Origin of the sequence: Tepidiforma sp. (assembly GCF_034432735.1) — a bacterium.
Taxonomy (GTDB): Bacteria; Chloroflexota; Dehalococcoidia; order Tepidiformales; family Tepidiformaceae; genus Tepidiforma.
This window is the reverse complement of the sequence record NZ_DAOUBJ010000024.1, coordinates 12,276-34,149: the sequence shown is the minus strand read 5'-3', so window position 1 is coordinate 34,149 and position 21,874 is coordinate 12,276. Positions and strand designations below refer to the sequence as shown.

The window sequence follows — 21,874 nt, the reverse complement described above, 5'->3', positions numbered from 1 at the left end:
CGGCGCGCAGCTACCAGGATGAGCTCGTCGGTCCGGAGGCCGAGCAGACCGCTGAAGACGCCCCAGGGGATAGCCTCTGCGGCCAGACAGGCTTCGCGCCAGCTGCTGGCGAGCTCGCCGAGCAGGTCGGCCGAGGCCGCCCCAACGGTTCGTACACGGCGAATGAGGTAGCTCGCGGGATCTGGGTTCACCCGAGTGAGTCTACGCCCGCGGGACGGAGATGTCAGGCCCGCGGAGGTCGTAGACGACGGCGACCTCTTTGCAATTGGTGAAGAATGGGCAGCGGACGCATTCGTTCCAGACCTTTTGGGGAAATTCTAGGACGTTGGCGAGACGGAACCCCTGCTTTTCGAAGAAGGCCGGCCGGTAGGTGAGGGCGAAGACTCGCTCGAGGCCGAACAGGCGGGCATCTTCGACACAAGCGGCGACGATGGCGGCCCCGACGCCCCGCCCCTGCATGGATTCGGCGACGGCGAGGGAGCGGACCTCGGCAAGGTCCGGCCCCATGATGTGCAGCGAACCACAGCCGACCACCTGGCCATCCAGGCGGGCGACCTTGAAGTCGCGAATGGCTTCGTAGATTTCGCCGATGGGGCGATGGAGCATGTCGCCGCGGTCGGCCCAGAAGGTAACGAGTTCGTGGATGGCTGCCGCATCGGCTAGCCGGGCTGGTTCGACGACGAACATGGACGTAGGGTGCTCCTGCGATGCGGGTTGGGGATGGCGGGTCACGTCAGGGACCGCGGCGGGCGGGGGCGACGTGCGTCGCGTCGCCCGTGAACACCTCGAACCGCAGGAGCATTGCCATATTGGCAGTGTACGGGACACTGCGGGGATGGTCAGCTTTGCACTGCTGGAGTCCGAGGCTCACAGCGCGGTAGGCTTTGGGCGCCGGGATGTCCGGCGGGAGGAAGACCGTGCGGGTCGTAATCATGGGGCAGGCGGCTTTCGGTGAGGCGGTATTCCGCAGGCTCGTGAGCGAGGGCTTCGAGGTCGTTGGGGTGAGCGCGCCGGCGCCTTCTGGAGGGCGCGAGGATCCGCTCTGGGCAGCGGCGGTGGCTGCGGGGATGGCTACCGTCGACACTCGGACGTTCAAGGAGGTTGATGCGCAACGCAGGTGGGAGGCGCTCCAGGCGGACCTTTGCGTGATGGCGTTCGTCACCGAGATCATCCCGCACGAGGTGCTCGAGATGCCGCGGCTCGGCACGATTCAGTACCACCCGAGCTTGCTCCCGCTGCATCGGGGTTCCTCGGCAATCAACTGGGCGATCATCTTCGGGCGGAAAGAGACCGGGCTGACGGTGTTCTGGCCGGACCGGGGGATAGACACCGGGCCTATCCTGCTGCAGAGGTCTTGCCCGATCGGCCCGGACGACACGGTCGGCTCTCTCTACTTCGAACGGTTGTTCCCGATGGGTGTTGATGCGATGGCCGAGGCAGCAGCGCTCGTTCGCGACGGGCGTGCGCCGCGGATCGAACAGGACCATGCCAAGGCAACGTACGAGCCGCCCTGTCGCGATGAGCATGCCGAGATCCGCTGGCACGAGCCGGCCGAGCGACTGTACGCGCTTATCCGCGGCTGCAATCCACAGCCGGGCGCGTGGACTCCTTTTCAAGGGGCCCGGCTGCGGATTTTCGATTGCCGGCTCACCGGTCTCGAGGAGCCCGGGATGCCGGGTCGCGTCTTGCGGGTCGACGACGAGGGATTCGAGATACGGTTGAACGGGGGTGTGCTGCGCGTGCTCCGCGTGCAGCCGGAAGGCGGGAAAAAGATGTTGGCGGGCGAGTGGGCAAAGGCGGTGAGGTTGCAAGCGGGGTATCGTTTTCGCTAGCCGCGAAGGTGGCGGAGGAGGAATTCGAGAACGCGCTGCTCTTGGTATTCCAGGCCCTGGGGGTCGCGGGGCATATGTCTTTCTTCCGGGAACAGGAGCAGTTCGTAAGCTTTACCCGCCTGCGTAAGCGCGACGATGAGGCGGGCGGTGTGCCGGAAGTGGACGTTCTCGTCGGTCATGCCGTGGACGATGAGCAGGGGCCCTTGGAGCTTGGCCGCATGGTTCAGCGCTGAGCTGTCGCGGTAGCCCTCGGGGTTGTTCTGGGGAGTGCCCATGTAGCGCTCGGTATATGCGGTGTCGTAGCCGTCCCAATCGGTCACTGGCGCGCCCGCGACGCCGAAGGCGAATACGTCCGGGGCTCCGAGGAGCGCCATGAGGGTCAGGTAACCGCCGTAGCTCCAGCCGTAGATGCCGACGCGGGAAGTGTCGAAGTCGGGGAGCGAGGCGAGGTAACGGACGCCCGCGACCTGATCCTCGACCTCGACGGATCCCATGCGGCGGCAGATGTGGGACTCGAAGGCCAGCCCGCGGCCGCTGCTGCCGCGGTTGTCGAGTTTGAAGACGGCGACGCCCCGCTGGGCGAGGTACTGAGCGCGAAGGTCGACCGTCAGGGACCAATCGTCGATGACTCGTTGGACGTGGGGCCCACCGTATACCGAGACGATCACGGGATACGGTGGTTCCGACCCGGCGGGGCGGTACAGGGCTCCGTAGAGCAGGGTCCCGTCGGGGGCGGTGACTTCATGGAATTCTGGGACGACTAGGCCGAGGGAGGCAGCATCGACGTTTTCCGGTCCGTGGACGATGACGTCGCGACCATCGACGAGGTTGTGAGCGAGAATTCGGGGAGGCGCAGTGCGAGAGCTCCAGGCATCGAGCAGCCAGGTGCCTCCCGGCGCGAGTACGCCGGCGTGCCAGCCGGGCTCGAGCGTCAGGCGCTCCGGGGTGCCGCCTGCGAGCGAGACTCGGTAGAGCTGGCGCTCGAGCGGCGAAGCCGCCGTTGCCGCGAAGTACACGAAGCCGCTTGGTTCATCGACCCCGAGGAGCGAGGTGACCATCCACTCGCCGCCGGTGAGGGTCCGGACGAGCGAGCCATCGGCGGCCCGCAGTTCGAGGTGGCGGAACCCGGTCCGTTCTGTCGACCAGACGATGCGCCCATCTTCGAGGAAGGTGGTGTCGCCGGCGAGGTTGATCCATGGCTCTTGGAACTCTTCGATGAGCGTCCGTCCTCGCGGGCCGGATTCGAAGAGAACCAACCGCAAGGTGCGCTGGTCGCGCGAGAGGATTTGTACAGCGAGCGCTCCATCGGACCGCCAACCGACCCGAGCGATGTAGATGTCGCGCTCAGGACCGACGTCGAGCCACTCAGTCCGGCCGTTGTGGACGTCGACGATGGCGAGGTCGAGGATCGCGTTGGGCTGGCCCGAGAAGGGATAGCGGTGGCGTTCGATGTCGATCGTCGGGCGCCCCTGGTGAACGATCGGGTACTCAGGGATGTGACGGGAATCGGCCCGGATGAAAGCGATCCGCGCTCCGTCGGGGCTCCACCAGAAGCCGCGGTGCCGGTCCAGCTCTTCTTGTGCGACGAATTCGGCGAGCCCGTTGGTCAGGCCGTCCTCTGCGTCGTGCGTGAGTTGGCGCGGGGTTCCGTCGGCAAGGTCGAGCACGAAGAGGTTGCCATTCCGTACGAAGGCGATGCGGTCACCTTGGGGTGAAAGATGGGCGTCGACAGCGCCTTCCGTTCCAGCGACGGGTTCGAGCTCGCCGCTGCCCCGCAGGAGCCAGAGGCGGCCGCCGCCGGGCACGAGGAGGGTGAGCTCGGGACTCTTGGGCGCGAACTCGTAGGTGGTGACGCCGAGTTCACGGAGGCGGGCGCGTTCTCGGCGCAGCTCCTCCTCGCGCGAGAGGGTGGATTCGGAGGTAGTGGCGGGGGGAGGGCCGGCGAGCACGGTCCGCTCGCCAGTTTCGAGGTCGAGCCTCCAAAGACTTCGGACGAGGTTGCCTTCGGCGGAGTGGAGGTAGGTGACCGAGCGCCCATCGGGTGTGAATCCGAGGCCTCCGGGCACATTGGTCCCCGGGCGCGGGAAGCGCGCGAGGTCGGCAATGGTGAGGGGTGGCGGGGCCGTCACCTGGCGAAGGCCTCGCTGCGGAGGGATTCGATTGCCTCGATTTCGGCGGGTAGGGCGGCGGTGAGGACCTCCGAGCCGGTTTCGGTGATGAGGACATCGTCTTCGATGCGGATGCCGCCGAAGCCGTGCAGCGCATCGACGCGCTCCCAATCGACGGCGTCGCGATATGCGGCGCGGCGCTGGGGATCGCGGAGGATGGCCGAGATGAAGTAGATCCCGGGTTCGATCGTGACGACGTAGCCGGGCTGGAGGGGCAAGTCGGCGCGGAGCCATTTGAGCCCGAAGCGGTCGCTCGGGGTGCGGCCTTGGAGACAGCCGCCGGCATCGTGGGTAGCGAGGCCGAGCAGGTGGCCGAGCCCGTGCGGGAAAAAGAGAGCATGGGCGTCGCGTTCGACGAGGCCAGTCGGGTCGCCGCGGAGGATCCCGAGGTCGACGAGGCCGGCGGCGATTCGATGACAGGCCGCGAGATGAAGGTCGCGGTACTCGACTCCGGGCCGCGCAGCGGCGATTGCCGCACGTTGGACGTCATAGACGAGGCGGTAGATGTCGCGCTGGATGCCTTCGAAGCGCGGTCCGGCGGGGAAGGTTCGCGTGACATCGCTGGCGTAACCGTCGACTTCGGCACCGGCATCGATGAGCACGAGCTCACCAGCGGCGAGGGTGCGCCGAGTCGGGGTGAAGTGAAGAATCGCGCCGTTGGGCCCGGAGCCGATGATGGAACCGTAGGCAGTCCTATCGCCGCCGTGACGAAAGAACTCCGCTTCGATTTCGACCTGGACGAGGCGCTCGGTCAACCCTGGCCGGATGGAACGGAGCGCGTGCAGATGGCCGGCGACGCTGGCGGTTGCGGCGCGTCGCATGGCGTCGAGTTCCGCTGGGTCTTTCGAGCGGCGAGCTTCAGCGACCTGCCAGGAGAGGCGAGCCTTGAGGCCGTCGTCGAAAACGGCCTCGAATCGGTCGATAGACGGGAGGTGGTAGCCAGCCGGTCGGTGACGGAGGTCGTCGTTACCCAGGAGGGCGAGGGGTTCAGTCCGTCGAGCCTCGAGCCATGGAGCGAGTTCCTCGATTGGCTGGGGGGCCAGGCCGGCATGGACCTCGAGCGACGCTGGTTCGGGGCCGTCACCGGTCCAGATGCGGTCGTCAGGGTCGGGGAAGCGGACGAAGAGCCTCCACCCTTCGCCGGGGTCGAAGGTAAGGACGCTCGCCGGTTCCGCGATGCCGGCGAGATACCGGAACTCGGGATGGGCGTGGAAGTCGTGGTACTGGTCGGTTCCGGCGATGGGCACTGGGAGGCCGCTCGCGACGAGGACAGCGCCGCGTTCCAAGGCCCACGCGCGGGCGACCTGCTGGCGCCGTTGGGCGACCAATCCGGGAGACCCCACAGGTGAAAGTGTACCGATGGTTCAGGCGTAGCGCGCTGCTGCCGCCTTCAGGAGGTTCGCCACCCGTTGGCGAAGCTCGTCGGGGGCTACGACGATGGCTTCGGGGCCCCAGCTCATGACCCATGGGGTAATTTCGAGGAGGCTAGGCAGGGAGACCTTGAGCCGCACTCCACCGCCGGGGAGGGATTCGAGCTCTTGGGAGACGTGCCAATAGCTCTCGCGGATGCGGGAAGCGACGGCCGGGGTGAAATCGATGACGATATCGTAGCGGGACTCTCCGAGGACGACGCCACCCCAGCTATTCCGGAGGACCTCTGCGAGGCGATCGAGGTTGACGGGGGCGAACTCGCGTGCCGTCTGTTCGACGGCTCGGATGCGATCGACTTTGAAGACCCGCACCTCGCCGTGGCTGTAGGAGAAACCGACGAGGTAGGTGCCGCTTTCGGTGTGGTCGAGGATGTACGGGTCGACTTCGTAGCGGCGAAGCTCGGCGCTATGGGCAGAGCGGTAATCGATGATGACGGTGCGATTGGTTGCCCATGCTTCGGTTAGGCGCGCCAGCGTCTCCGCGGCTTCGCGATCGACGGGGAGTTGCCGGTACTCGCGAACGGTACGCTGCATGTGCTCGGCCATGCTCTTCGGGAGGGCGGCAGCGACCTTCTCCAAGGCGGTAAGTGCGTCCAAGTCCTGCTCGTCGGCGGACCGGAGCATTAGGCGCATCGCGAAGTAGATGGCGCGGCTCTCCTGCAGCGTGAGGCGAAAGGGGCCGAATAGCGGCTTGTAGCCGTCCATGATGCGCCATCGGCGGCTCTCTTGAATCAGTGGCAGGTTGAGCTCCGACTCGAGGGCGAGGAGGTCGCGTTGGATGGTGCGCTGGGAGTACCCGGTCTCGCGGGCGAGCTCGAGCGTGCTCACGCCGCTGGGCCGGCGCACGAGGATATCGCGAATCCGGATCAGGCGAGTCGAGCGCCGGGTTTGTTCGGTCATGAAACGGGACACCTCCCTCGTGTGGCCTCGAATAAGAAACGTAGGTCAGGTGAGCGACAAAGTTTGTCGCAAACTCTCGATTCCCGTTTCGTTTTGTGAATTTTCTGCACGCTTCCGAGGGGCGTAAAGGGCAAGAGAAGCGCGACGGGAGGGCCAAGCTGCCCTACGATCGTCGGATATGAGTGAGCCAATCGATCTCGGGCGGCTTTCGTACATCTCGGCGGAGGCTATTGGCGAGCCGGGAAGGCGGCGTTTTCGCCTGCGGGTGATCAACGCTGGGGGTTTCAGCGCGTCGATCTGGCTCGAGAAGCAGCAGCTCGCCGCTCTGGGAGATGCCATCGAGACGGTCCTGACCGACGAGGGATACGAGTACGTGCCCCTTCGTCCGGATGACGCGCCGGGCGATGCTTTGGTTCCGACAGAGGAAGATGACCTCGAGCTGCAGGTCATGCAATTGAGCATGGGGGTGAACGCCGAGGAGCGACACATCGTCCTCATCGCTGCGGGGGGACCTCCGGGTGGGGATACCACGGCGACCATGACGATGGAGTTCGACTACCGACGGGGATTCGAGCTCCGAGGCGAGATTGCGGCGGTGATTGCGGCGGGGCGCCCGCTTTGCCCGCTCTGCACGGCACCGATCGATCCCAGCGGGCATATGTGTGTGCGCCGCAACGGACACCACCGCATCGACGAGGTTTGAGCCTGTCCTGGTCGGGGCAGAGCTTCGTATACTCCAGGCCGTGACGCCCCCGTACATCCTCGCTATCGATCAAGGCACCACGAGTTCGCGCGCGCTTGTGGTCGACCACGAGGGCGCGATCGTCGGCGTGGGCCAGCAGCCGCTCACGCAGCACTACCCTCAGCCTGGCTGGGTGGAACACGACCCAGTGGAAATCTGGCGTTCGACGCTGGACGCTATCGGCGTGGCGCTCGCACAGGCCGGGCTGGCTCTGGCGGATATCGCCTGCATTGGGGTGACGAATCAGCGCGAAACGGCAGTCGTGTGGGAGCGGGAGTCGGGCGCGCCGGTCCACCGGGCGATCGTCTGGCAGGACCGGCGAACGGCCGGCATCTGCGAGGACGTGCGCTCGGCGGGCGAGGAGGAACGGGTGCGGCAAGCCACCGGGCTGAAGCTGGATCCATATTTCACCGCGACGAAGCTCACCTGGCTCTTTCGCCACAATCCTGAACTCCGTCGGCGGGCACAGCTGGGCGAGATTTGCGCGGGGACAGTCGACGCGTGGTTGGTGTGGAAGCTGACGGGCGGAAAGAGCTTTCTTACGGATTTCACGAACGCTTCGAGAACGTTGCTCTTCAACGTGCGGCGGGGCCGCTGGGATGACAGTTTGCTCGATCTGTTCGAGGTGCCTCGTGCGGCGTTACCGACGGCCGTGCCGTCGCGGGCGTCGTTCGGGTTCACGGACGGTGAGGAGTTTGGCTGCCGGGTCCCAGTCACAGGGGTGGCGGGAGACCAGCAGGCCGCGTTGTTCGGACAGGGCGGCTTCGCTCCAGGCGTGGCGAAGAACACCTACGGAACTGGCTGCTTCCTGCTTTCGAACGCGGGGAGGAAAGGTTCGGTGCCCGGGTCGGGCCTGCTCCTCAGCCTCGGTGCGGGTGCCGGGCTCGAAGGTCCGGAGTATGTCGTCGAGGGCTCGGTCTTCGTGGCGGGCGCGCTGGTGCAGTGGTTGCGAGACGAGTTGGGGATCATCCGCGAGTCGGCGGAGATCGAGGCGTTAGCGGCGAGCGTTCCGGATAGCAACGGCGTCGTTATCGTACCGGCGTTCACTGGCCTCGGGGCGCCAGATTGGGACCCGCACGCGCGTGGCGCGATCCTCGGGCTTACCCGCGGGGTGACGCGAGCGCACCTCGCTCGGGCGGCGCTGGAGGCGATTGCGTTGGCCAGTGCGGAGCTGATCGAGGTGATGAATGAATCGCTTCCCGAGCCGATCCGCGAACTACGCGTGGACGGTGGCGCGGCTGTGAACGATCTTCTCATGCAGCTCCAAGCCGACTATGCCGGCGTGCCAGTACTTCGACCACTATCGACCGAAACGACGGCGTTGGGGGCCGCCTACCTGGCGGGACTGTCCGCGGGCGCATGGTCCAGCACGGACGAGGTGGCGGAGCTCTGGCGCCCGGAACGAGTCTTCGAGCCACGTCTGGGGAGCGCGGAACGGCACCGCCGGCTGCGGGATTGGCGGAGAGCCGTGGAGCGAACGCTCGGTTGGGCTTCATGACACTGGAAGCGCTCGCCTCGGGGCCCCCGTTGGATGTGGCGGTCATCGGGGGCGGGATCAACGGAGCCGCGATCGCTCGGGCAGCCGCGGTGGCTGGCCTTCGCGTCGCGTTGTTCGAGAGCTCGGACTACGGGTTCGGGACGACCTGGCGATCGACCAAGCTGATTCACGGGGGCCTACGCTACCTGGAGCACGGCGACGTCGGGCTCGTCTTCGAATCCCTCCGGGAGCGGGCTTGGCTGCTGGAGACGCGTCCCTACCTGGTGCGTCCACAGCGATTCCTGCTCCCACTGTTGCCCTGGACGCGGCGGCCAGCTTGGCAGCTGCGGATGGGGCTGGCGACGTACGACCTGCTCGCACTCTACCGGGCGGTGCCACCGCACCGACGACTCGGTGAGCGAGCGTTGCGGGAGATGGCGCCATTTCTTCCAGCCGAGGCACGGGGCGGTTTCTCGTTCTTCGATGCACGGGTGATCGCGCCCGAACGCCTGACGTGGGAGCTCGTGCGGGAAGCGCGACAGTTGGGTGCTTCGACGTTCAACCATGCGCAGGTGACCGGCATTTCGACGCGCGCCGGCGCCGTGGAGGCCGTGGAGGTCGCTGCCGGCGGGAGGCTGGTCGGAGTCCCGGTGCGCGCGGTCGTGAACGCGGCCGGCCCGTGGGTGGATGCGGTCAATCGACTCGGCGACCTCTCGCCACTGGAACTGCTCGGGGTAACCAGGGGCTCGCACATCGTCGTCGAGCTGGATGGCGACCCGGGGCACGAGGCGATCTTTAGCACGGCGAAGAGCGACGGGCGGGTGTTCTTCTCGGTACCGCAGGATGGTCTGTTGCTCATCGGAACGACCGACGAGCGGTACGACGGCGATCCGAGCGAGGTCCGGCCGACCCGCGAGGACATCGAGTATTTGCTGGAGGAGGGTCGCACACTGCTCCCCGGGCTCGACATTCGGCGAGAGCGGATCCGATATGCGTACGCGGGGCTTCGCCCGCTGCAGAAGGTGAAGGGGGGGCCGGAGGCAGCGATATCGCGGCGGCACGCAGTCATCGACCACGAGCGGCTGGGCGGGGCGAAGGGGATGTATAGCGTGGTCGGTGGAAAGCTCAGCACGTTCCGTCCGCTCGCGCTCGAGGTCGTCGAGCGGCTGACGGGACGAAAGCCGGAGCGGTGGCAGGCTGCACCGCCGGCAGGGTGGAGGGAGCAGTTGCTGGCTCTCGGTTTCGAACGGCCGCTTCGCCGGCATTTGCGGAGGTACGGCGGGCTGGTGCCGGAGGTCGCTGCGCTGGGTGACGAAGTACTGTGCCCGCACGCCCCGGGCATCGTTGGGGAAATCCGCTTTGTTGCGAGATACGAGCAAGCGGCAACGGTTGGCGATGCCCTGCTCCGGCGGACGGGAATCGGCTGGGCAAGCTGCCGGGGCCTCTGCTGTCACCGACGCGCCGCCGAACTGCTGGGCGAGGAGTTGGGCTGGAACGCTGCGGAGCGGGAACGTCAGGTAGCGGCATACGAGAATGAGGTGGCGTATCATCTTCCGTTAGAGGGGGCGCTTTGACAGCAACTCACCCGGCACTCTCCGACCCGGCGGTCGAGGCTGGCTTGCGGCGAGCCGCGGCACTGCTACGGCGCAGCCTTCATGCCGTCGCGCTGGTGGGCGCCGGGCTTTCTGCCGAGAGCGGCATCCCCACGTATCGGGGCGCCGGCGGCGTGTACGAACGGTTCGGGGAGCCGACGATCGACGGGTGGGAGCTGTTTCGGCGTGACCCAGCTGCCTGGTGGCGCGAGGCGATTGCCCACGAGACCTCCGGGTCGCCCTTTTCGGAGGCGATCGACCGGGCGGTGCCCAACGCCGGACACTACGCGATGGCCGACCTCGAGCAGATGGGACGGCTGGCGCACGTGATCACCCAGAACATCGACAACCTCCACGCGGTCGCCGGTTCGCGGCGGGTGACGGAGATTCATGGGAACCGCTACAAGGTCCGCTGCGTCGAGTGCGGCGCGCGCGAGCGGCTGGAAACCGTGAATCTCGAACGCCTGCCGCCCTCGTGCCCATCTTGTGGCGGCCTCTACAAGAACGACGTCGTGATGTTCGGCGAGCCGATTCCACGCGATGCGCTCGACTCGTGCTACCGCGAGACGCTCGCGGCCGATTTGTTCATCACGGTGGGGACGAGCGCGGTCGTCTATCCGGCGGCGGAGTTTCCCGTGTTGGCGAAGCGGCGAGGCGCTCCGCTGATCGAGGTCAATCCGGAGGAGACAGCGCTCTCGGAGATCAGCGACGTCGTCATTCGGGCGCCGGCCGGCGTAGCCTTGCCGGCTCTGGTAGACCTGCTTCTCGTGCCATAACCGAGATTTCGTGGTCTCCATTCCCTTGGCGCCTTGACCGTTGCCGGGCGGCGGTCGGATGCTCGGAGTGGCCGACCTGCCGGGAGCGGGACGGTCGGCGACTGGACTGCCAAGTTCTTCGAAGGTGATTGCTGCATGACGGCCCCGGTCATCGACGAGCCGCGATTCCTGACGTATCCGGGGGCGAAGCGCCCTGACCGCCATCGCTGGGTGGATTCGTACGGCGTGCGGCTGCACGTCTGCGAGTGGGGCGACGCCGATGGTCCGCCGCTCTTCCTGGTCCATGGCGGGTCGGACTTTGCGGGGACGTTCGATGTGTTCGCGCCGTTGCTGGCGGCAGCGGGCTGGCGGGTGATTTCGTGGGACCATCGCGGCCATGGTGATTCGGAACATGCGGCGCTCTACAGCTGGGATGCGGATGTGCGGGATGCGCTTTCGGTGCTCGATGCGACGACGCCGGACGCTGTGCCGGTGGTGGCCCATTCGAAGGGCGGCGGGATGATGCTGCAACTCGCCGAGGCGCTGCCGTACCGGCTCTCGAAGCTGGTCGTGATCGATGGGCTGCCGAGTCGGGACCCGGCTCCGGACGTCTCGGACCATGAGCATCGGAAGTTCACCGCGAAGACGCTGGCGGATTGGCTCGACCACCGGCGCGCGGCACACATCAGTTTGCGCAAGGCTGGCACCTTGGAGGAGCTCGCGAGGCGGCGAAAGCGGATGAATCCGCGTCTTCCGGATGACTGGCTGCGGTACCTCGTGACAATCGGGGCGAGGCGCGACCCGGACGGTTGGCGTTGGAAATTGGACCCGGCGATTCGCTTCGGCGGGTTCGGTCCCTGGAGCCCGGAATGGTCGCTCCAGCGCCTGAAGGGCTTGAAGGTCCCCTTGCTGGGCCTGACCGCTACGGTCGAAGAGGAGATGGGCTGGGGAACGAACCACCGTGCCCTGTTGCCCTATTTGCCACCGCGCGCCGAGATTATCCCCTTCGCGAATACCGGTCACTTCATCCACATCGAGCACCCACACAAGGTGGCCGAGCTGGTGCGGGAGTTCCTGCGATGACGGTCTTTCTGCAGCACAACCGTGTTCGGCTGGCGTTGCACACGCTGCGCGATGCGCCGGGGCCGCGCCTCCTGCTGCTCCACGCGCTGGGCGATCGGTCGCCGGAGCGGCTCCCGGCCGAGGTGGCCGACTGGCCAGGCGCGGTGTTCGCCCTGGATTTCACGGGCCACGGCGCCTCGTCGGTGCCGGCCGGCGGGGGCTACACGGCGGAGGTGCTGATGGGCGATGCGGACGTGGCGCTGGCGGCAATTGGCAGCGCCACCATCGTCGGCCGGGGGCTGGGCGGCTACATTGCGCTCCTCCTCGCGGGCGCGCGGCCGGCCGACGTCCGGGGGGTGGCGATCCTCGACGGTGCAGGGCTTGCCGGCGGCGGTGATGCGCCGGGACCGGCGGTTGTCCGCGGCGTTCCGGGCCCACTCTCGGCTCCCGACCCGTTCGCGCTGGTCGAACTCGGTGCCGACCTTCGGCCTCCGGCCTATGTACGGCGGTTCGCTGAGTTGGCGGTCGAGGGTTCGCACCTGGCAAACCCGGTCGCCGTCTGCGGCCGGCAGCGTCCGGCGTGGCTTGCAGCGGTCCTCGAGGTGCCGGGCGTGGTGGAAGAATCGCTCGGGGACGCCCTGCGCCGCTTCGCCACGGCTGGCTGATCCGTGAACGCGAAGGAGCCGGCCGTTGCGGGCCGGCTCCGGGCACTGACGGCGGGGCGGCGGTTCAGGCGGACTTGGTCATGGTCTTGAGGCAGCGCGTGCAGATGTTGACGCGCAGCGAGGCGCCGCCGAAATAAATGCGATGCTTGTGGACGTTTGGGCGAAACGTCCGCGACTTCTTCGGAGCCTTCCGCTCCCAGCGGCCGCTGTGCTGATGACGGATATGGCGGCCGAATTGGGTGGTTTTGCCGCAGACGTCGCATGCTCCACTGGCCATGCGTGATGCTTCCTTCCGTGGCAGAATCGATTTCTGATGCTAACACCGCACAGGGCTTGCGGCCAAACGCTGGTCGGTGCGTCCACGTGAGAGCGGGCACAGGGCCCCTGTTGCGAGTCGATGGTGAGGGGCTTCGCGAACTGTTGGAGGCCGGAGCGGCAGCGCTCGCGACCGCCGCCGAGCGCATCGATGCGATCAACGTTTACCCGGTTCCAGATGGGGACACGGGGTCGAACATGGCCGCGACGATGCAAGAAGCTGCCTCGGCCGCGCGGGTGGCGGTCAGCCTTTCAGTCGCCGAGACCGCAGCTGCGGCGGCGCGTGGCGCGCTGTACGGAGCTCGTGGCAATTCCGGGGTCATTCTTTCACAGGCCTTGCGTGGGTTCGCCGATGCGCTTCTCGGCCAGCGCGAGCTGGACGCTGCCGGGCTGGCCCGGGGGCTTGTCGGGGCGGCGGATGCGGCATACCGAGCGGTGAGCCAGCCGAAGGAAGGGACGATGCTGACCGTCCTCCGAGAGGCGGCAGATGCGGCGGAGCTCGCCGCGGCTCGATTGCCCGGAGGCGGGGTCGGGGCGCCCTGCCTCGCCGTTCTGGAGCGAGCGGTGGCTGCGGCGCGGATCGCGGAAGCGCGGACCATCGAAATGTTGCCGACGCTGCAGGAGGCTGGAGTGCCCGATGCAGGCGGTGAGGGCATCTGCGTGCTCCTGGACGGGATGGCGGCCCGCCTGCGGGGGGAGATGGTCGACCTCACGCTCCTGGCGGGTCCGGGCCATGCGCGTGAATTCGCTGCGGCCCACGCAGGCGACGTGAGCGGCTTCTGCACCGAATTCGTGCTCGAACCCCGGGATGGCGGGCGGCTGGACCTGGAGCGGCTGCGGGCGCTTGCCGAGGCCTCGGGCAGCAGCGTCGTGATCGTCGGGGACGATCGTTTGGCGCGCGTCCACCTCCACACGGAAGAACCGGAAGCGCTGATCGCGGCCGTCGCCCCGCTGGGGACACCGGCGCGGGTGAAAATCGACGATTTGCGTGCGCAGCGGCAGCAGTTCGAGCAAGTGGGCAGCGGGGCAACAGCGGCGGTCGGGCTCCTCGCGCTCAGTCGGGGGGAAGGATTCGACCGGGTGTTCGAGTCGCTCGGAGCGCGCGTGCTCGACCTGGGCAGGCAAGAGAAGCCGGCGGCTGGCGATATTGCGCGCGCCGCGGAGGCGGTCGGTGCGGCGGACGTCATCGTGCTGCCGAACCACGAGAACGTGCTGCTGTCGGCGGACCAAGCCCGTTCGCTTGCCCGGTGCACGCTGCACGTGGTGCCGACGCGGACGCTGCCGCAGGGGGTAGCTGCCGCACTCGCGTTCGACCCCGCTCTGCGCGCGCCCGAGTTAGCGGAACGAATGGCCCGAGCAGCTGCGCAAGTGCGAACGGTCGAGGTCGCGGTGGCAGCGGCTTCGCGCGTTGCGGACGGGGTGGCTGTCGAAGCCGGGCAGGGCATCGCAGTGGTCGACGGAAAGCTCGTAGCTGCGTGCGGGAGCATCGAGGATGCGCTGTCAGCCGGTATCGTCGCCGCCGGTGGTCCCGAAGCCGGGCTCATCACGGTGTACGTCGGGGAAGAAGGCGACGCAGCAGCCGCCGAGCAGCTCGTGCGCACTGCCTTCCCCCACGCCGAGGTCGAGGTGATCGCCGGCGGGCAACCGCTCTATCCCTACATCGTCGCGGTGGAGGCATGAACCGCTTTCGGGCCGTTGTCGCGAGCGTGGCCGTCGTTGTTGGCGCGGCCATCGGAGCAGCGTGCGGCGGTGGCGAGCGCGATATCCCGACGCCGACCCCCACGAGACCGGGCCCACTGCCCGCAAACCTGACGACGATTACGGTAACGGACTTTCGATTTCAGCCGTTGAGCTTGCAGGTGCCGACCGGGGCTCGGGTCACCTGGACGTTCCGCGGGAACGCCGAGCACAGCGTGGTGGGCATGTTCAACGGCGCGAGCATCGATTCGGGGCGGATGCGGAGCGGTAATTTCGAGTTGGAGTTCACCGCACCTGGGACATTCTCGTATCGGTGCGGAGTCCACGGTGATTCGATGCAGGGCACCGTCGTCGTCCGCTGAGCGAACGAGGCCCGTGGGCGAAGTCAGGAGTAGCGCTGCTCCTTCCAAGGGTCTCCGTAATTATGGTAACCATAGGTTTCCCAGAAGCCGGGCCGGTCGCGGTCGAGGAACTGGATGCCGCCGACCCATTTGGCACTCTTCCAGAAGTAGAGGTGCGGCACGACGAGGCGCATGGGCCAGCCGTGTTCTTTGGTGAGCGGTTGGCCGTTGTGGGAGTGGGCGAAGAGGACGCCCTCACGGAGAAGGTCGTCGAGGGGGAGGTTGGTGGTGTAGCCGCCGTAGCAGTGAATCATGGCGTACTTGGCTTCGGGTTTTAGGCGAATCGCGTCGTAGAGGGCACGGAACGGGACGCCTTCCCAGGTATTGTCGAATTTGCTCCAGGTGGTGACGCAGTGGATATCGCTGGTATCCGTGACCTGGCCGAGGGCGTTGAACTCCTCCCAAGTGAACGAGCGTTCTTCCTCGACGAGGCCCCAGACGTGGAATCGCCAGGTCTCGAGGTCGATACGGGGGATGCTGCCGTAGTGGAGGACGGGCCAGCCTGTGGTGAGGTGCTGCCCGGGAGGGAGGCGCAGCTTACCGTCGGGACGGAGTTCTTTCGATGCCGGGCTCGACATGGATGGTTCCTTGCCTGCGAATGAGGGGTCGCAACGAGCGTAGCGGTTCATTCGGCGGGCCCGCAAGGCGGACCTCCGCGCGGACGGCGGAGAACGCTTACACTGGGACGAATGGAAGGTGCACGCACGGGCGGCCGGACGGGCCTGCGAGTCGATTGGGGACGTCGGGATGGCTGGTTTCTGATCCTGTCGGCGGCAATCGTGGGGGCGGACCAGCTGACGAAGTGGTTCATCCGTGCGAACCTGGAACGGGGCGAGAGCATCGAGCTATTGCCGTTCTTCCGGATCGTCCACGTGACCAACACCGGAGCTGCTTTCGGAATCCTGCAGGGGGCGGGGCCGCTGCTCATCCTGGCGAGTGTTGCCGGGCTGGCGGCTATCCTCGTGTACCTGCTGAATCCGGGGTTCGCGCAGCCGGTGCTGAGGCTCGGGCTCGCACTGATGCTCGGGGGAGCCATCGGCAACCTCATCGATCGGGTGATGGAGGGGCGCGTGGTGGACTTCCTGAAGGTTCCGAACTGGCCGGCATTCAATGTGGCCGATTCGGCCATCACCATTGGGGTGGCGATTCTTCTGTGGAGCATGTTGTTCCCGAGACCGGAGCCGGAGACATCGTCGAATTCGTAGTTGCGCAAGCGGGGCGACTCGATGCGATAGCGGCTGGAGTCCTGCCCGGCGTTTCGAGGGCGCGTGTGCAACGACTGATCGACCGCGGACTCGTGACGGTGAACGGTCTGCGGGCCCGAAAGGCGACGACGGTGGTGCCGGGCGATCGTGTGCGTGTCGTGAGGGAGCCGAACGTGCACGTCGCACCGGAGCCGGGGTTCGACCTGTCGATCCTCTTCGAGGATGCCCACCTCGCGGCGGTCGATAAACCTGCCGGCCTTCCCGTGCACGGAGCGCCGGGCGATGGAGCACCTTCCGTGGCCGCTTGGTGGCTGGCAAAGCTCGGTGAGGCGACCCGGGGGTTCGACGTGGACCGCCCGGGCATTGTGCACCGGCTCGACAAAGAGACGAGCGGGGTGCTGCTGCTCGCAAAGACGCCCGAGGCCCAAGCAGCGCTCAGTCGCGCCTTCGAGCTGCGCGCCGCCCGAAAGACCTACCTCACCGTGGTCGAAGGAGTGCCACCGCAGGCCGAAGCCGTCATCGAGGCGGCGATCGACCGGGATCCGCGGGAACGGACCCGGATGGCCGTCACCTCGCGGGGGCGCCCCGCACGCACGGCGTACCGGGTCATCGCGAGCGATGGCCGCCGAAGCGTACTCGAGGTTTACCCGGAAACCGGGCGAACGCACCAGATTCGAGTCCACCTGGCGGCGATCGGGGTGCCGGTCGCGCAGGACGCGGTGTACGGCGCGGGAGTGCCAGGGAGCCGACAGCTGCTCCATGCCCTCTTTCTGGAGATCCCGCACCCGGCGGGGGGCCGGCTGCGAGTAGGAGCGGCCGCACCAGATGATCTCCTGGGGGCGATTCGCGCCATCGCCGGAGAGACGGTAGCCTCTCGCTACGCGGCGGTGCGACCGCCGACCATCGAGCGAGGCGAGGATTCGTGACCGACCGGCCAGTTCGGACCCGCTATGCACCGAGCCCGACAGGGAATCCGCACGTGGGAAATATTCGCTCGGCGCTGTTCAGCTGGGCGTATGCGCGAGCGCATGGGGGTCAGTTCCTGCTGCGCATCGAGGACACCGACCGGAATCGGTTCATCGAGGGGGCCGTCGAGGCGATCATGGAGAGCCTGCGTTGGCTCGGCATCGATTGGGACGAAGGTCCGGACGTCGGCGGTCCGAAAGGGCCGTACTTCCAGTCGGAGCGGCTGCACCTTTACCGCGAGGCGGCCGAGCGGCTCCTCGCCTCCGGACGGGCGTACCGATGCTTTTGCACGCCGGAGCGTCTCGACGCCCTGCGGGCTGCGCAGGCGGCGGCGAAGAAGCCGCCAGGATACGACGGGCTCTGCCGGGCCATTTCTCCCGCGGAAGCTGAAACGCGCGGCAAGGACGAGCCCCACGTCATCCGTTTCGCGATGCAACGTGAGGGTGTCACGGTTTTGCGCGACGTCATCCGGGGCGACGTGGTGTTCGAAAACGCCTTACAGGATGACTTCGTGATCTTGAAGTCGGATGGTTTCCCGACCTACCACCTGGCGGTGGTCGTCGACGATACGGCGATGGAGATCAGCCACTGTATTCGTGGTGATGAGTGGATTTCGAGCGCGCCGAAGCACATCCAGCTGTACGAGGCCCTCGGTTGGCAATCGCCGGAGTGGGCGCACCTCCCGCTGATCCTGGGGCCGGACCACAAAAAGCTGAGCAAGCGGTCGGGCGACACCGCCCTCCTGGACTACCGCGACCGCGGCTATCTGCCGGAGGCGATGGTGAACTTCCTGGCGTTGCTCGGATGGTCGCTGGACGACCATACGACGATCCTGAGCGTCGAGGACTTGACGCGGAATTTCGACCTCGCGCGGGTGGTGCCGAATCCGGCAGTCTTCGATATCGAACGGCTGAACTTCCTGAACGGTCACTACATCCGCACGATGGACGAGAAACGGTGGGTCGGTCTGGTCGGGGAGTGGGCCGACCGGGGACTGCCGCCGAGCGTCCCGCGTCCGCTCGACGAGCGGGTGATCCGGGCGGCGGCACCGCTCCTGCGGGAGCGGGTCACAGTCCTGAGCGAAATCCCAGGAATGATCGCGTTCCTGTTCACCTACGATGCACCCGAGTACGAGACGACGCTGCTGACGGAACGGGTGGGCGCGGCGGCGACTGCGGTGCGAGTCCTTGACGAGGCGCTCTTGCGGCTGGATGCATTGCCGGGGGAACGTTGGACACCGGAAGCGGTCGAAACGGCGCTGCGCGGGCTCGAGGAACCGCTCGGGATGAAGCTCCGGAAGTTCATCGCGGTTCTTTATGTGGCGATCATGGGCAGGCCGACGGGCATTCCGCTGTTCGACTCCCTCGGGATCCTCGGGAGGGAGCGAACGTTGGCTCGTTTGCGGGCAGCTCGTGCGCGGCTTGGGTAGACCGAAAGACTTGGCGCAGGCGACGCCTGGTTGGTAATCTGAAGCCCACGCTGGGGATTCGTCTAAGGGTAGGACAGCAGACTCTGGATCTGTATGTGGGGGTTCGAATCCTCCATCCCCAGCCATCTCCGAATGTGCAGCCCGTTCGAGCCAGAGACATGTCCTGAAGCCCCGGCTTCGAAGCCGGGGCTTCGTCGCGCGCGGACGGGAGAACTCAGGCATCGCGCCAATTGGGGTCGCGCTTTTCGAACCATGCCTGGCGAGCTTCGCGAGCGTCTTCGGTCTGGCTGGCAAGGATCTGGTTCCGGTTCTCGAGTTTGAGGGCCGTCTGGAGGCTGATGCCGCTGACGGTTTCGTTGAGGACCTGTTTGGTGAGGCGCAGGCCGAGGGGGCTCGCTTTTCGAACGATGCCCTCTGCGATGGCGAGCGCGGTGGGCAGGAGGTCTTCGGGTTCGACGATGCGGGTAATGAGCCCCATCTGGAGGGCTTCCTGCGCTTCGACGATGCGGCCCGAGTAGAGCATGTCTGCGGCGTGAGCCATGCCGACGATTTTCGGGAGGAAGTACGAGGAGCCGACATCGGCTCCGCCGAGCCCGAGGTTGAGGTAGGAACACGCGAAACGGGCATTGGCGGTACCGATGCGCATGTCGGAAGCGAGTGCGATAGACAGTCCGCCCCCGGTGGCGGGTCCGTTGACCGCGGCGATCAATGCCTGTGGGCATTCGCGCATTTTGACCATGAGGTCGGCGATGTCTTCCTGGAAGGTGAGCGCATCTTGAACGGGTCCGACGCCGGGCTGCCAAGCGCCCTGCGTGGAGCCAGCTTTGAGGTCGAGGCCGGCGCAAAATCCACGGCCTGCTCCGGTGACGACAATGACGCGTGTCGTGAAGTCGCGATGGCGCTCATCGAAGAAGGCGCGCAGGGCGCGCAACATCGTGTGGTCGATGGCGTTGAGGCGCTCGGGACGGTTGAGGGTGAGAATCCCTATGGATTCTCTGGATTCGAAGTGCAGGGGCTGTTCCATGGGTGGCGATTCTACTCGGGAACGCAGCGATAGCATCCGCGACGCAGACCTCGAGGCGGCGTATCGTGCGGCGCTCTACGTCGTCGAATTACCGAGCGGCCGAGTGGTGCTGCGAATCGGAGAGCGCGCCGCTGGCCTGCCAGGACCGTTCGCCATCGTGACCGCGTGGAATCCGGGGCTGGAACGACCGCCGCGGGAGGTCAACGAGGCGCGGAACCGAGCGCTGCTCGCCGAGGTGGAGCGGCGAGGGCTGGTCTGGGCCACGGCGGAGGGTCGATCGCCTGACGGGAGTCACCGAGAGCCGTCCCTCGCGGTCTTCGTGGATTCGCTCGAGGACGGATTGGCACTGGCTCGGAAGTTCGGACAGGCGGCGATTTGCTGGTTCGACGGGGAGAAGCTCGAGCTCGTTTGGTGTTGATTGGCGAGGGAAGAGGTGTCGGGGGCTGCCCCGATTGTTTGGTTGGGGCGAACTATGTACGCTCGGAGGCACGCTCACGCTGACGTGAACGTAGGAGGGGACGCATGCACGCAGGACCGGGCTCACAGCCACTGGGCGAGTCGCTCGATCCGAGGCAGAAGTGGTTGCTCCTCGGGAGTCTGATGATCTGCCTCTTCATCGGTGCGCTGGATCAGACGGTCGTTTCGACGGCGACGCCGCGCATCCTCGCCGACCTGGGTGGGTTCGCGTTGCTCTCGTGGCTGTTCACGAGTTACATGCTGACCTCCACGGTCGTGATCCCGCTGGTTGGGAAGCTAGGGGACATTTACGGGAGGAAGCTGTTCCTGATTGGCGGGGTTCTGTTGTTCATTGCCGCTTCGGCGGCCTGCGGGGCGGCGCCGAACATGCCGGTTTTGATCTGGATGCGGGCCGTGCAGGGCTTGGGCGGCGGGATGATTTTCGCCTCGGTGTTCGCCACGATGGGCGATCTCTTCGCGCCGGCAGAGCGTGGCAAGTACATCGGCCTGTTCACGGGGGTGTTCAGTCTCGCCAGTGTGGTAGGCCCGACGTTCGGGGGCTTTTTGACGGATACCTTGAGCTGGCGGTGGGTGTTCTATATCAACATCCCGGTGGGGCTGGTCGCGGTCCCGGCGATCTGGTTGAACCTGCCGGCCAAGGTGCGGAGCGGTTCGCCAAAGCTCGATTTCATTGGCGCGGGGCTCCTTTCGGCCGCCTCGGTGCTGGTGCTCCTCGCGCTCGTGTGGGCAGGCGACAAGTACGCTTGGGACTCGATGGAGATCATCGGGCTGCTTGGTGGGGCGCTGGTTCTGCTCGGGCTGTTCGTGTTGCAGGAGCTTCACCACCCGGAGCCGACACTGCCGCTCTATCTGTTCCGGAACCGGGTGTTCCTGCTCTCGAATCTGGTGGTGTTCGCATTTGGATTCGGCGTCTTCGGTGCGTTCCAGTTTCTCGGGATTTATGTACAGACTGCTCTCGGTGCCTCGGCGACTGCCTCGGGCGTGATCACTACGCCACAAAGCCTGGGCGTTCTGGCGACCAGTGTCATCGGCGGGCAGGTGATTGCACGGACGGGGAGATACCGCTGGCAGACGTTCGCGGGGACAGTGCTGATCGCGGCAGCCTTGAGCGTGCTCACGCAGGTGAGTCTGAACACCAAACTGTGGCAGGTGAGTGCAACGATGGTGGTACTGGGCTTGGGGTTCGGCCTCGTACTGCCAACGATGTCGCTCGTCGTGCAGAACGCGGTCGGCTATCAGCACATCGGGGTGGCGACCTCGGCGAGCCAGTTCTTCCGGCAGATCGGCAGCGTGCTCGGCATCGCGGTCTTCGGGTCAATTCTCGCGAACACGTACCATGCGGAGTTCACGTCGCGGCTCTCGGCAGAGGACCAAGCGACGCTCGGCCCGGCCTTGGTCCAGCAATTGGACGACCCGACCATTCGGCTGAACGAGGGCGTCTATGCGCGCATCGAGCAGGCGATCGGCGCAAAGCCGGATGGCGAGAACTTGCTGGAGCGTACGCGGGTGGCGCAAGGCGAGGGAGTGGTGGTCGCTATCCGGCATATCTACTGGGGGGCGCTGGCCGCGGCGGTGGTGTGCGCGGCGCTGGCCTTCTTGATTCCTGAGCTTCCACTCAGGCGGACGGTTGCCGGTGGTCCTCCAGGGGAGGCGGGCCGTGGAGAGGCGCCAGGCGCGCCACCTCTCCCCGCTGCCGGAGCCATGAGCGACTGAGGCGGCCAACCGTACACGGGCCC

Annotated in this window: 22 protein-coding genes and 1 tRNA gene; 15 read left to right on the top strand and 8 right to left on the bottom strand. The window is 66.6% G+C overall.

Annotated features, from left to right (window positions below):
• Both VAE53_RS02040 and VAE53_RS02035 read right to left on the bottom strand, forming a co-directional pair.
• A partial coding sequence (locus tag VAE53_RS02040) for a hypothetical protein (RefSeq protein ID WP_322817695.1) occupies positions 1 to 191 on the bottom strand: 191 nt, incomplete at its 3' end.
• Positions 192 to 201: 10 nt separating this feature from the next.
• On the bottom strand, positions 202 to 687 hold the full coding sequence (locus VAE53_RS02035) for an N-acetyltransferase (protein ID WP_322817694.1): 486 nt from the start codon (positions 685 to 687) through the stop codon (positions 202 to 204).
• A 230-nt stretch (positions 688 to 917) separates the two neighbouring features.
• On the opposite strand from VAE53_RS02035, the gene VAE53_RS02030 reads away from it, so the two are divergent.
• Entirely contained in the window at positions 918 to 1,832 is a 915-nt protein-coding gene (locus VAE53_RS02030; RefSeq protein WP_322817693.1) for a methionyl-tRNA formyltransferase, read from the top strand.
• On the opposite strand, the gene VAE53_RS02025 is transcribed toward VAE53_RS02030, so the two are convergent.
• From VAE53_RS02025 to VAE53_RS02015, 3 genes are read right to left on the bottom strand one after another with little or no spacing between them, the layout of a single operon-like run.
• Positions 1,829 to 3,961 (bottom strand): S9 family peptidase, encoded by a 2,133-nt coding sequence (locus VAE53_RS02025; RefSeq protein ID WP_322817692.1) that lies wholly within the window; start codon positions 3,959 to 3,961, stop codon positions 1,829 to 1,831. The two genes, VAE53_RS02030 and VAE53_RS02025, sit on opposite strands and share 4 nt — an antisense overlap.
• Positions 3,958 to 5,343, bottom strand: coding sequence for an aminopeptidase P family protein (locus VAE53_RS02020; protein ID WP_322817691.1), 1,386 nt, complete (start codon positions 5,341 to 5,343; stop codon positions 3,958 to 3,960). The genes VAE53_RS02025 and VAE53_RS02020 overlap by 4 nt, the downstream gene beginning before the upstream one ends.
• Before the next feature lie 21 nt (positions 5,344 to 5,364).
• The gene (locus tag VAE53_RS02015; protein WP_322817690.1) at positions 5,365 to 6,330 is read right to left on the bottom strand and encodes a WYL domain-containing protein; all 966 of its coding nucleotides are present in this window, start codon (positions 6,328 to 6,330) and stop codon (positions 5,365 to 5,367) included.
• Positions 6,331 to 6,508: 178 nt separating this feature from the next.
• On the opposite strand from VAE53_RS02015, the gene VAE53_RS02010 reads away from it, so the two are divergent.
• The 6 genes from VAE53_RS02010 to VAE53_RS01985 all read left to right on the top strand — a co-directional run bounded on the left by VAE53_RS02010 (position 6,509) and on the right by VAE53_RS01985 (position 12,623).
• Positions 6,509 to 7,033, top strand: a complete 525-nt coding sequence (locus VAE53_RS02010) for a DUF3090 family protein (RefSeq protein ID WP_322817689.1) — start codon at positions 6,509 to 6,511, stop codon at positions 7,031 to 7,033.
• Between the two features lie 40 nt (positions 7,034 to 7,073).
• Positions 7,074 to 8,570, top strand: a complete 1,497-nt coding sequence (gene glpK / locus VAE53_RS02005) for a glycerol kinase GlpK (RefSeq protein ID WP_322817688.1) — start codon at positions 7,074 to 7,076, stop codon at positions 8,568 to 8,570.
• A complete protein-coding gene (locus VAE53_RS02000; protein WP_322817687.1) occupies positions 8,567 to 10,123 on the top strand; it encodes a glycerol-3-phosphate dehydrogenase/oxidase in 1,557 nt (518 codons plus the stop codon). The genes glpK and VAE53_RS02000 overlap by 4 nt, the downstream gene beginning before the upstream one ends.
• Positions 10,120 to 10,917: an NAD-dependent deacylase gene (locus VAE53_RS01995; RefSeq protein ID WP_322817686.1), complete on the top strand. Its 798-nt coding sequence runs from the start codon at positions 10,120 to 10,122 to the stop codon at positions 10,915 to 10,917. The genes VAE53_RS02000 and VAE53_RS01995 overlap by 4 nt, the downstream gene beginning before the upstream one ends.
• 135 nt (positions 10,918 to 11,052) lie before the next feature.
• Positions 11,053 to 11,979 carry an alpha/beta hydrolase gene (locus tag VAE53_RS01990; protein WP_322817685.1) on the top strand — a complete coding sequence of 309 codons (927 nt, stop codon included), beginning with the start codon at positions 11,053 to 11,055 and terminating at the stop codon, positions 11,977 to 11,979.
• A complete protein-coding gene (locus VAE53_RS01985) occupies positions 11,976 to 12,623 on the top strand; it encodes a hypothetical protein (protein WP_322817684.1) in 648 nt (215 codons plus the stop codon). Before VAE53_RS01990 ends, VAE53_RS01985 begins: the two co-directional genes overlap by 4 nt.
• A 64-nt stretch (positions 12,624 to 12,687) precedes the next feature.
• On the opposite strand, the gene VAE53_RS01980 is transcribed toward VAE53_RS01985, so the two are convergent.
• Positions 12,688 to 12,900, bottom strand: coding sequence for a bL28 family ribosomal protein (locus VAE53_RS01980; RefSeq protein WP_322817683.1), 213 nt, complete (start codon positions 12,898 to 12,900; stop codon positions 12,688 to 12,690).
• 110 nt (positions 12,901 to 13,010) lie between these two features.
• Between VAE53_RS01980 and VAE53_RS01975 the strand changes: the two genes are divergently transcribed.
• Both VAE53_RS01975 and VAE53_RS01970 read left to right on the top strand, forming a co-directional pair.
• Positions 13,011 to 14,618: a DAK2 domain-containing protein gene (locus tag VAE53_RS01975; protein WP_322817682.1), complete on the top strand. Its 1,608-nt coding sequence runs from the start codon at positions 13,011 to 13,013 to the stop codon at positions 14,616 to 14,618.
• Entirely contained in the window at positions 14,615 to 14,998 is a 384-nt protein-coding gene (locus VAE53_RS01970) for a plastocyanin/azurin family copper-binding protein (protein WP_322817681.1), read from the top strand. Before VAE53_RS01975 ends, VAE53_RS01970 begins: the two co-directional genes overlap by 4 nt.
• Positions 14,999 to 15,021: 23 nt before the next feature.
• Here the strand turns inward: VAE53_RS01970 and VAE53_RS01965 are convergent, their stop codons facing one another.
• Entirely contained in the window at positions 15,022 to 15,615 is a 594-nt protein-coding gene (locus VAE53_RS01965; protein ID WP_322817680.1) for a sulfite oxidase-like oxidoreductase, read from the bottom strand.
• 111 nt (positions 15,616 to 15,726) lie between these two features.
• Here VAE53_RS01965 and lspA point away from each other — a divergent pair, with 111 nt between their 5' ends.
• From lspA to VAE53_RS01945, 4 genes are all read left to right on the top strand, one after another.
• The gene (lspA, locus tag VAE53_RS01960) at positions 15,727 to 16,242 is read left to right on the top strand and encodes a signal peptidase II (protein ID WP_322817679.1); all 516 of its coding nucleotides are present in this window, start codon (positions 15,727 to 15,729) and stop codon (positions 16,240 to 16,242) included.
• Positions 16,191 to 17,168 (top strand): RluA family pseudouridine synthase, encoded by a 978-nt coding sequence (locus VAE53_RS01955; RefSeq protein WP_322817678.1) that lies wholly within the window; start codon positions 16,191 to 16,193, stop codon positions 17,166 to 17,168. The genes lspA and VAE53_RS01955 overlap by 52 nt, the downstream gene beginning before the upstream one ends.
• Positions 17,165 to 18,637: a glutamate--tRNA ligase gene (gene gltX / locus VAE53_RS01950; protein WP_322817677.1), complete on the top strand. Its 1,473-nt coding sequence runs from the start codon at positions 17,165 to 17,167 to the stop codon at positions 18,635 to 18,637. Before VAE53_RS01955 ends, gltX begins: the two co-directional genes overlap by 4 nt.
• Positions 18,638 to 18,688: 51 nt before the next feature.
• Positions 18,689 to 18,762 (top strand) — tRNA-Gln (locus tag VAE53_RS01945).
• Positions 18,763 to 18,851: 89 nt separating this feature from the next.
• On the opposite strand, the gene VAE53_RS01940 is transcribed toward VAE53_RS01945, so the two are convergent.
• Complete coding sequence (locus VAE53_RS01940; protein ID WP_322817676.1) at positions 18,852 to 19,661, bottom strand: enoyl-CoA hydratase/isomerase family protein; 810 nt, start codon at positions 19,659 to 19,661, stop codon at positions 18,852 to 18,854.
• On the opposite strand from VAE53_RS01940, the gene VAE53_RS01935 reads away from it, so the two are divergent.
• Both VAE53_RS01935 and VAE53_RS01930 read left to right on the top strand, forming a co-directional pair.
• Positions 19,660 to 20,079 carry a DUF3293 domain-containing protein gene (locus VAE53_RS01935; protein ID WP_322817675.1) on the top strand — a complete coding sequence of 140 codons (420 nt, stop codon included), beginning with the start codon at positions 19,660 to 19,662 and terminating at the stop codon, positions 20,077 to 20,079. The two genes, VAE53_RS01940 and VAE53_RS01935, sit on opposite strands and share 2 nt — an antisense overlap.
• Positions 20,080 to 20,183: 104 nt before the next feature.
• Positions 20,184 to 21,851 carry an MDR family MFS transporter gene (locus VAE53_RS01930; RefSeq protein WP_322817674.1) on the top strand — a complete coding sequence of 556 codons (1,668 nt, stop codon included), beginning with the start codon at positions 20,184 to 20,186 and terminating at the stop codon, positions 21,849 to 21,851.
• Positions 21,852 to 21,874: the final 23 nt, after the last annotated feature.

Excerpts from the sequence above, each read along its gene's own strand:
- VAE53_RS02035 (WP_322817694.1), bottom strand. The coding sequence starts at position 687 with ATGTTCGTCGTCGAACCAGCCCGGCTAGCCGATGCGGCAGCCATCCAC.
- VAE53_RS02015 (WP_322817690.1), bottom strand. The coding sequence starts at position 6,330 with ATGACCGAACAAACCCGGCGCTCGACTCGCCTGATCCGGATTCGCGAT.
- VAE53_RS02010 (WP_322817689.1), top strand. The coding sequence starts at position 6,509 with ATGAGTGAGCCAATCGATCTCGGGCGGCTTTCGTACATCTCGGCGGAG.
- VAE53_RS02000 (WP_322817687.1), top strand. The coding sequence starts at position 8,567 with ATGACACTGGAAGCGCTCGCCTCGGGGCCCCCGTTGGATGTGGCGGTC.
- VAE53_RS01990 (WP_322817685.1), top strand. The coding sequence starts at position 11,053 with ATGACGGCCCCGGTCATCGACGAGCCGCGATTCCTGACGTATCCGGGG.
- VAE53_RS01985 (WP_322817684.1), top strand. The coding sequence starts at position 11,976 with ATGACGGTCTTTCTGCAGCACAACCGTGTTCGGCTGGCGTTGCACACG.
- VAE53_RS01980 (WP_322817683.1), bottom strand. The coding sequence starts at position 12,900 with ATGGCCAGTGGAGCATGCGACGTCTGCGGCAAAACCACCCAATTCGGC.
- VAE53_RS01970 (WP_322817681.1), top strand. The coding sequence starts at position 14,615 with ATGAACCGCTTTCGGGCCGTTGTCGCGAGCGTGGCCGTCGTTGTTGGC.
- VAE53_RS01965 (WP_322817680.1), bottom strand. The coding sequence starts at position 15,615 with ATGTCGAGCCCGGCATCGAAAGAACTCCGTCCCGACGGTAAGCTGCGC.
- lspA (WP_322817679.1), top strand. The coding sequence starts at position 15,727 with ATGGAAGGTGCACGCACGGGCGGCCGGACGGGCCTGCGAGTCGATTGG.
- VAE53_RS01935 (WP_322817675.1), top strand. The coding sequence starts at position 19,660 with ATGGGTGGCGATTCTACTCGGGAACGCAGCGATAGCATCCGCGACGCA.
- VAE53_RS01940 (WP_322817676.1), bottom strand. The coding sequence starts at position 19,661 with ATGGAACAGCCCCTGCACTTCGAATCCAGAGAATCCATAGGGATTCTC.
- VAE53_RS01930 (WP_322817674.1), top strand. The coding sequence starts at position 20,184 with ATGCACGCAGGACCGGGCTCACAGCCACTGGGCGAGTCGCTCGATCCG.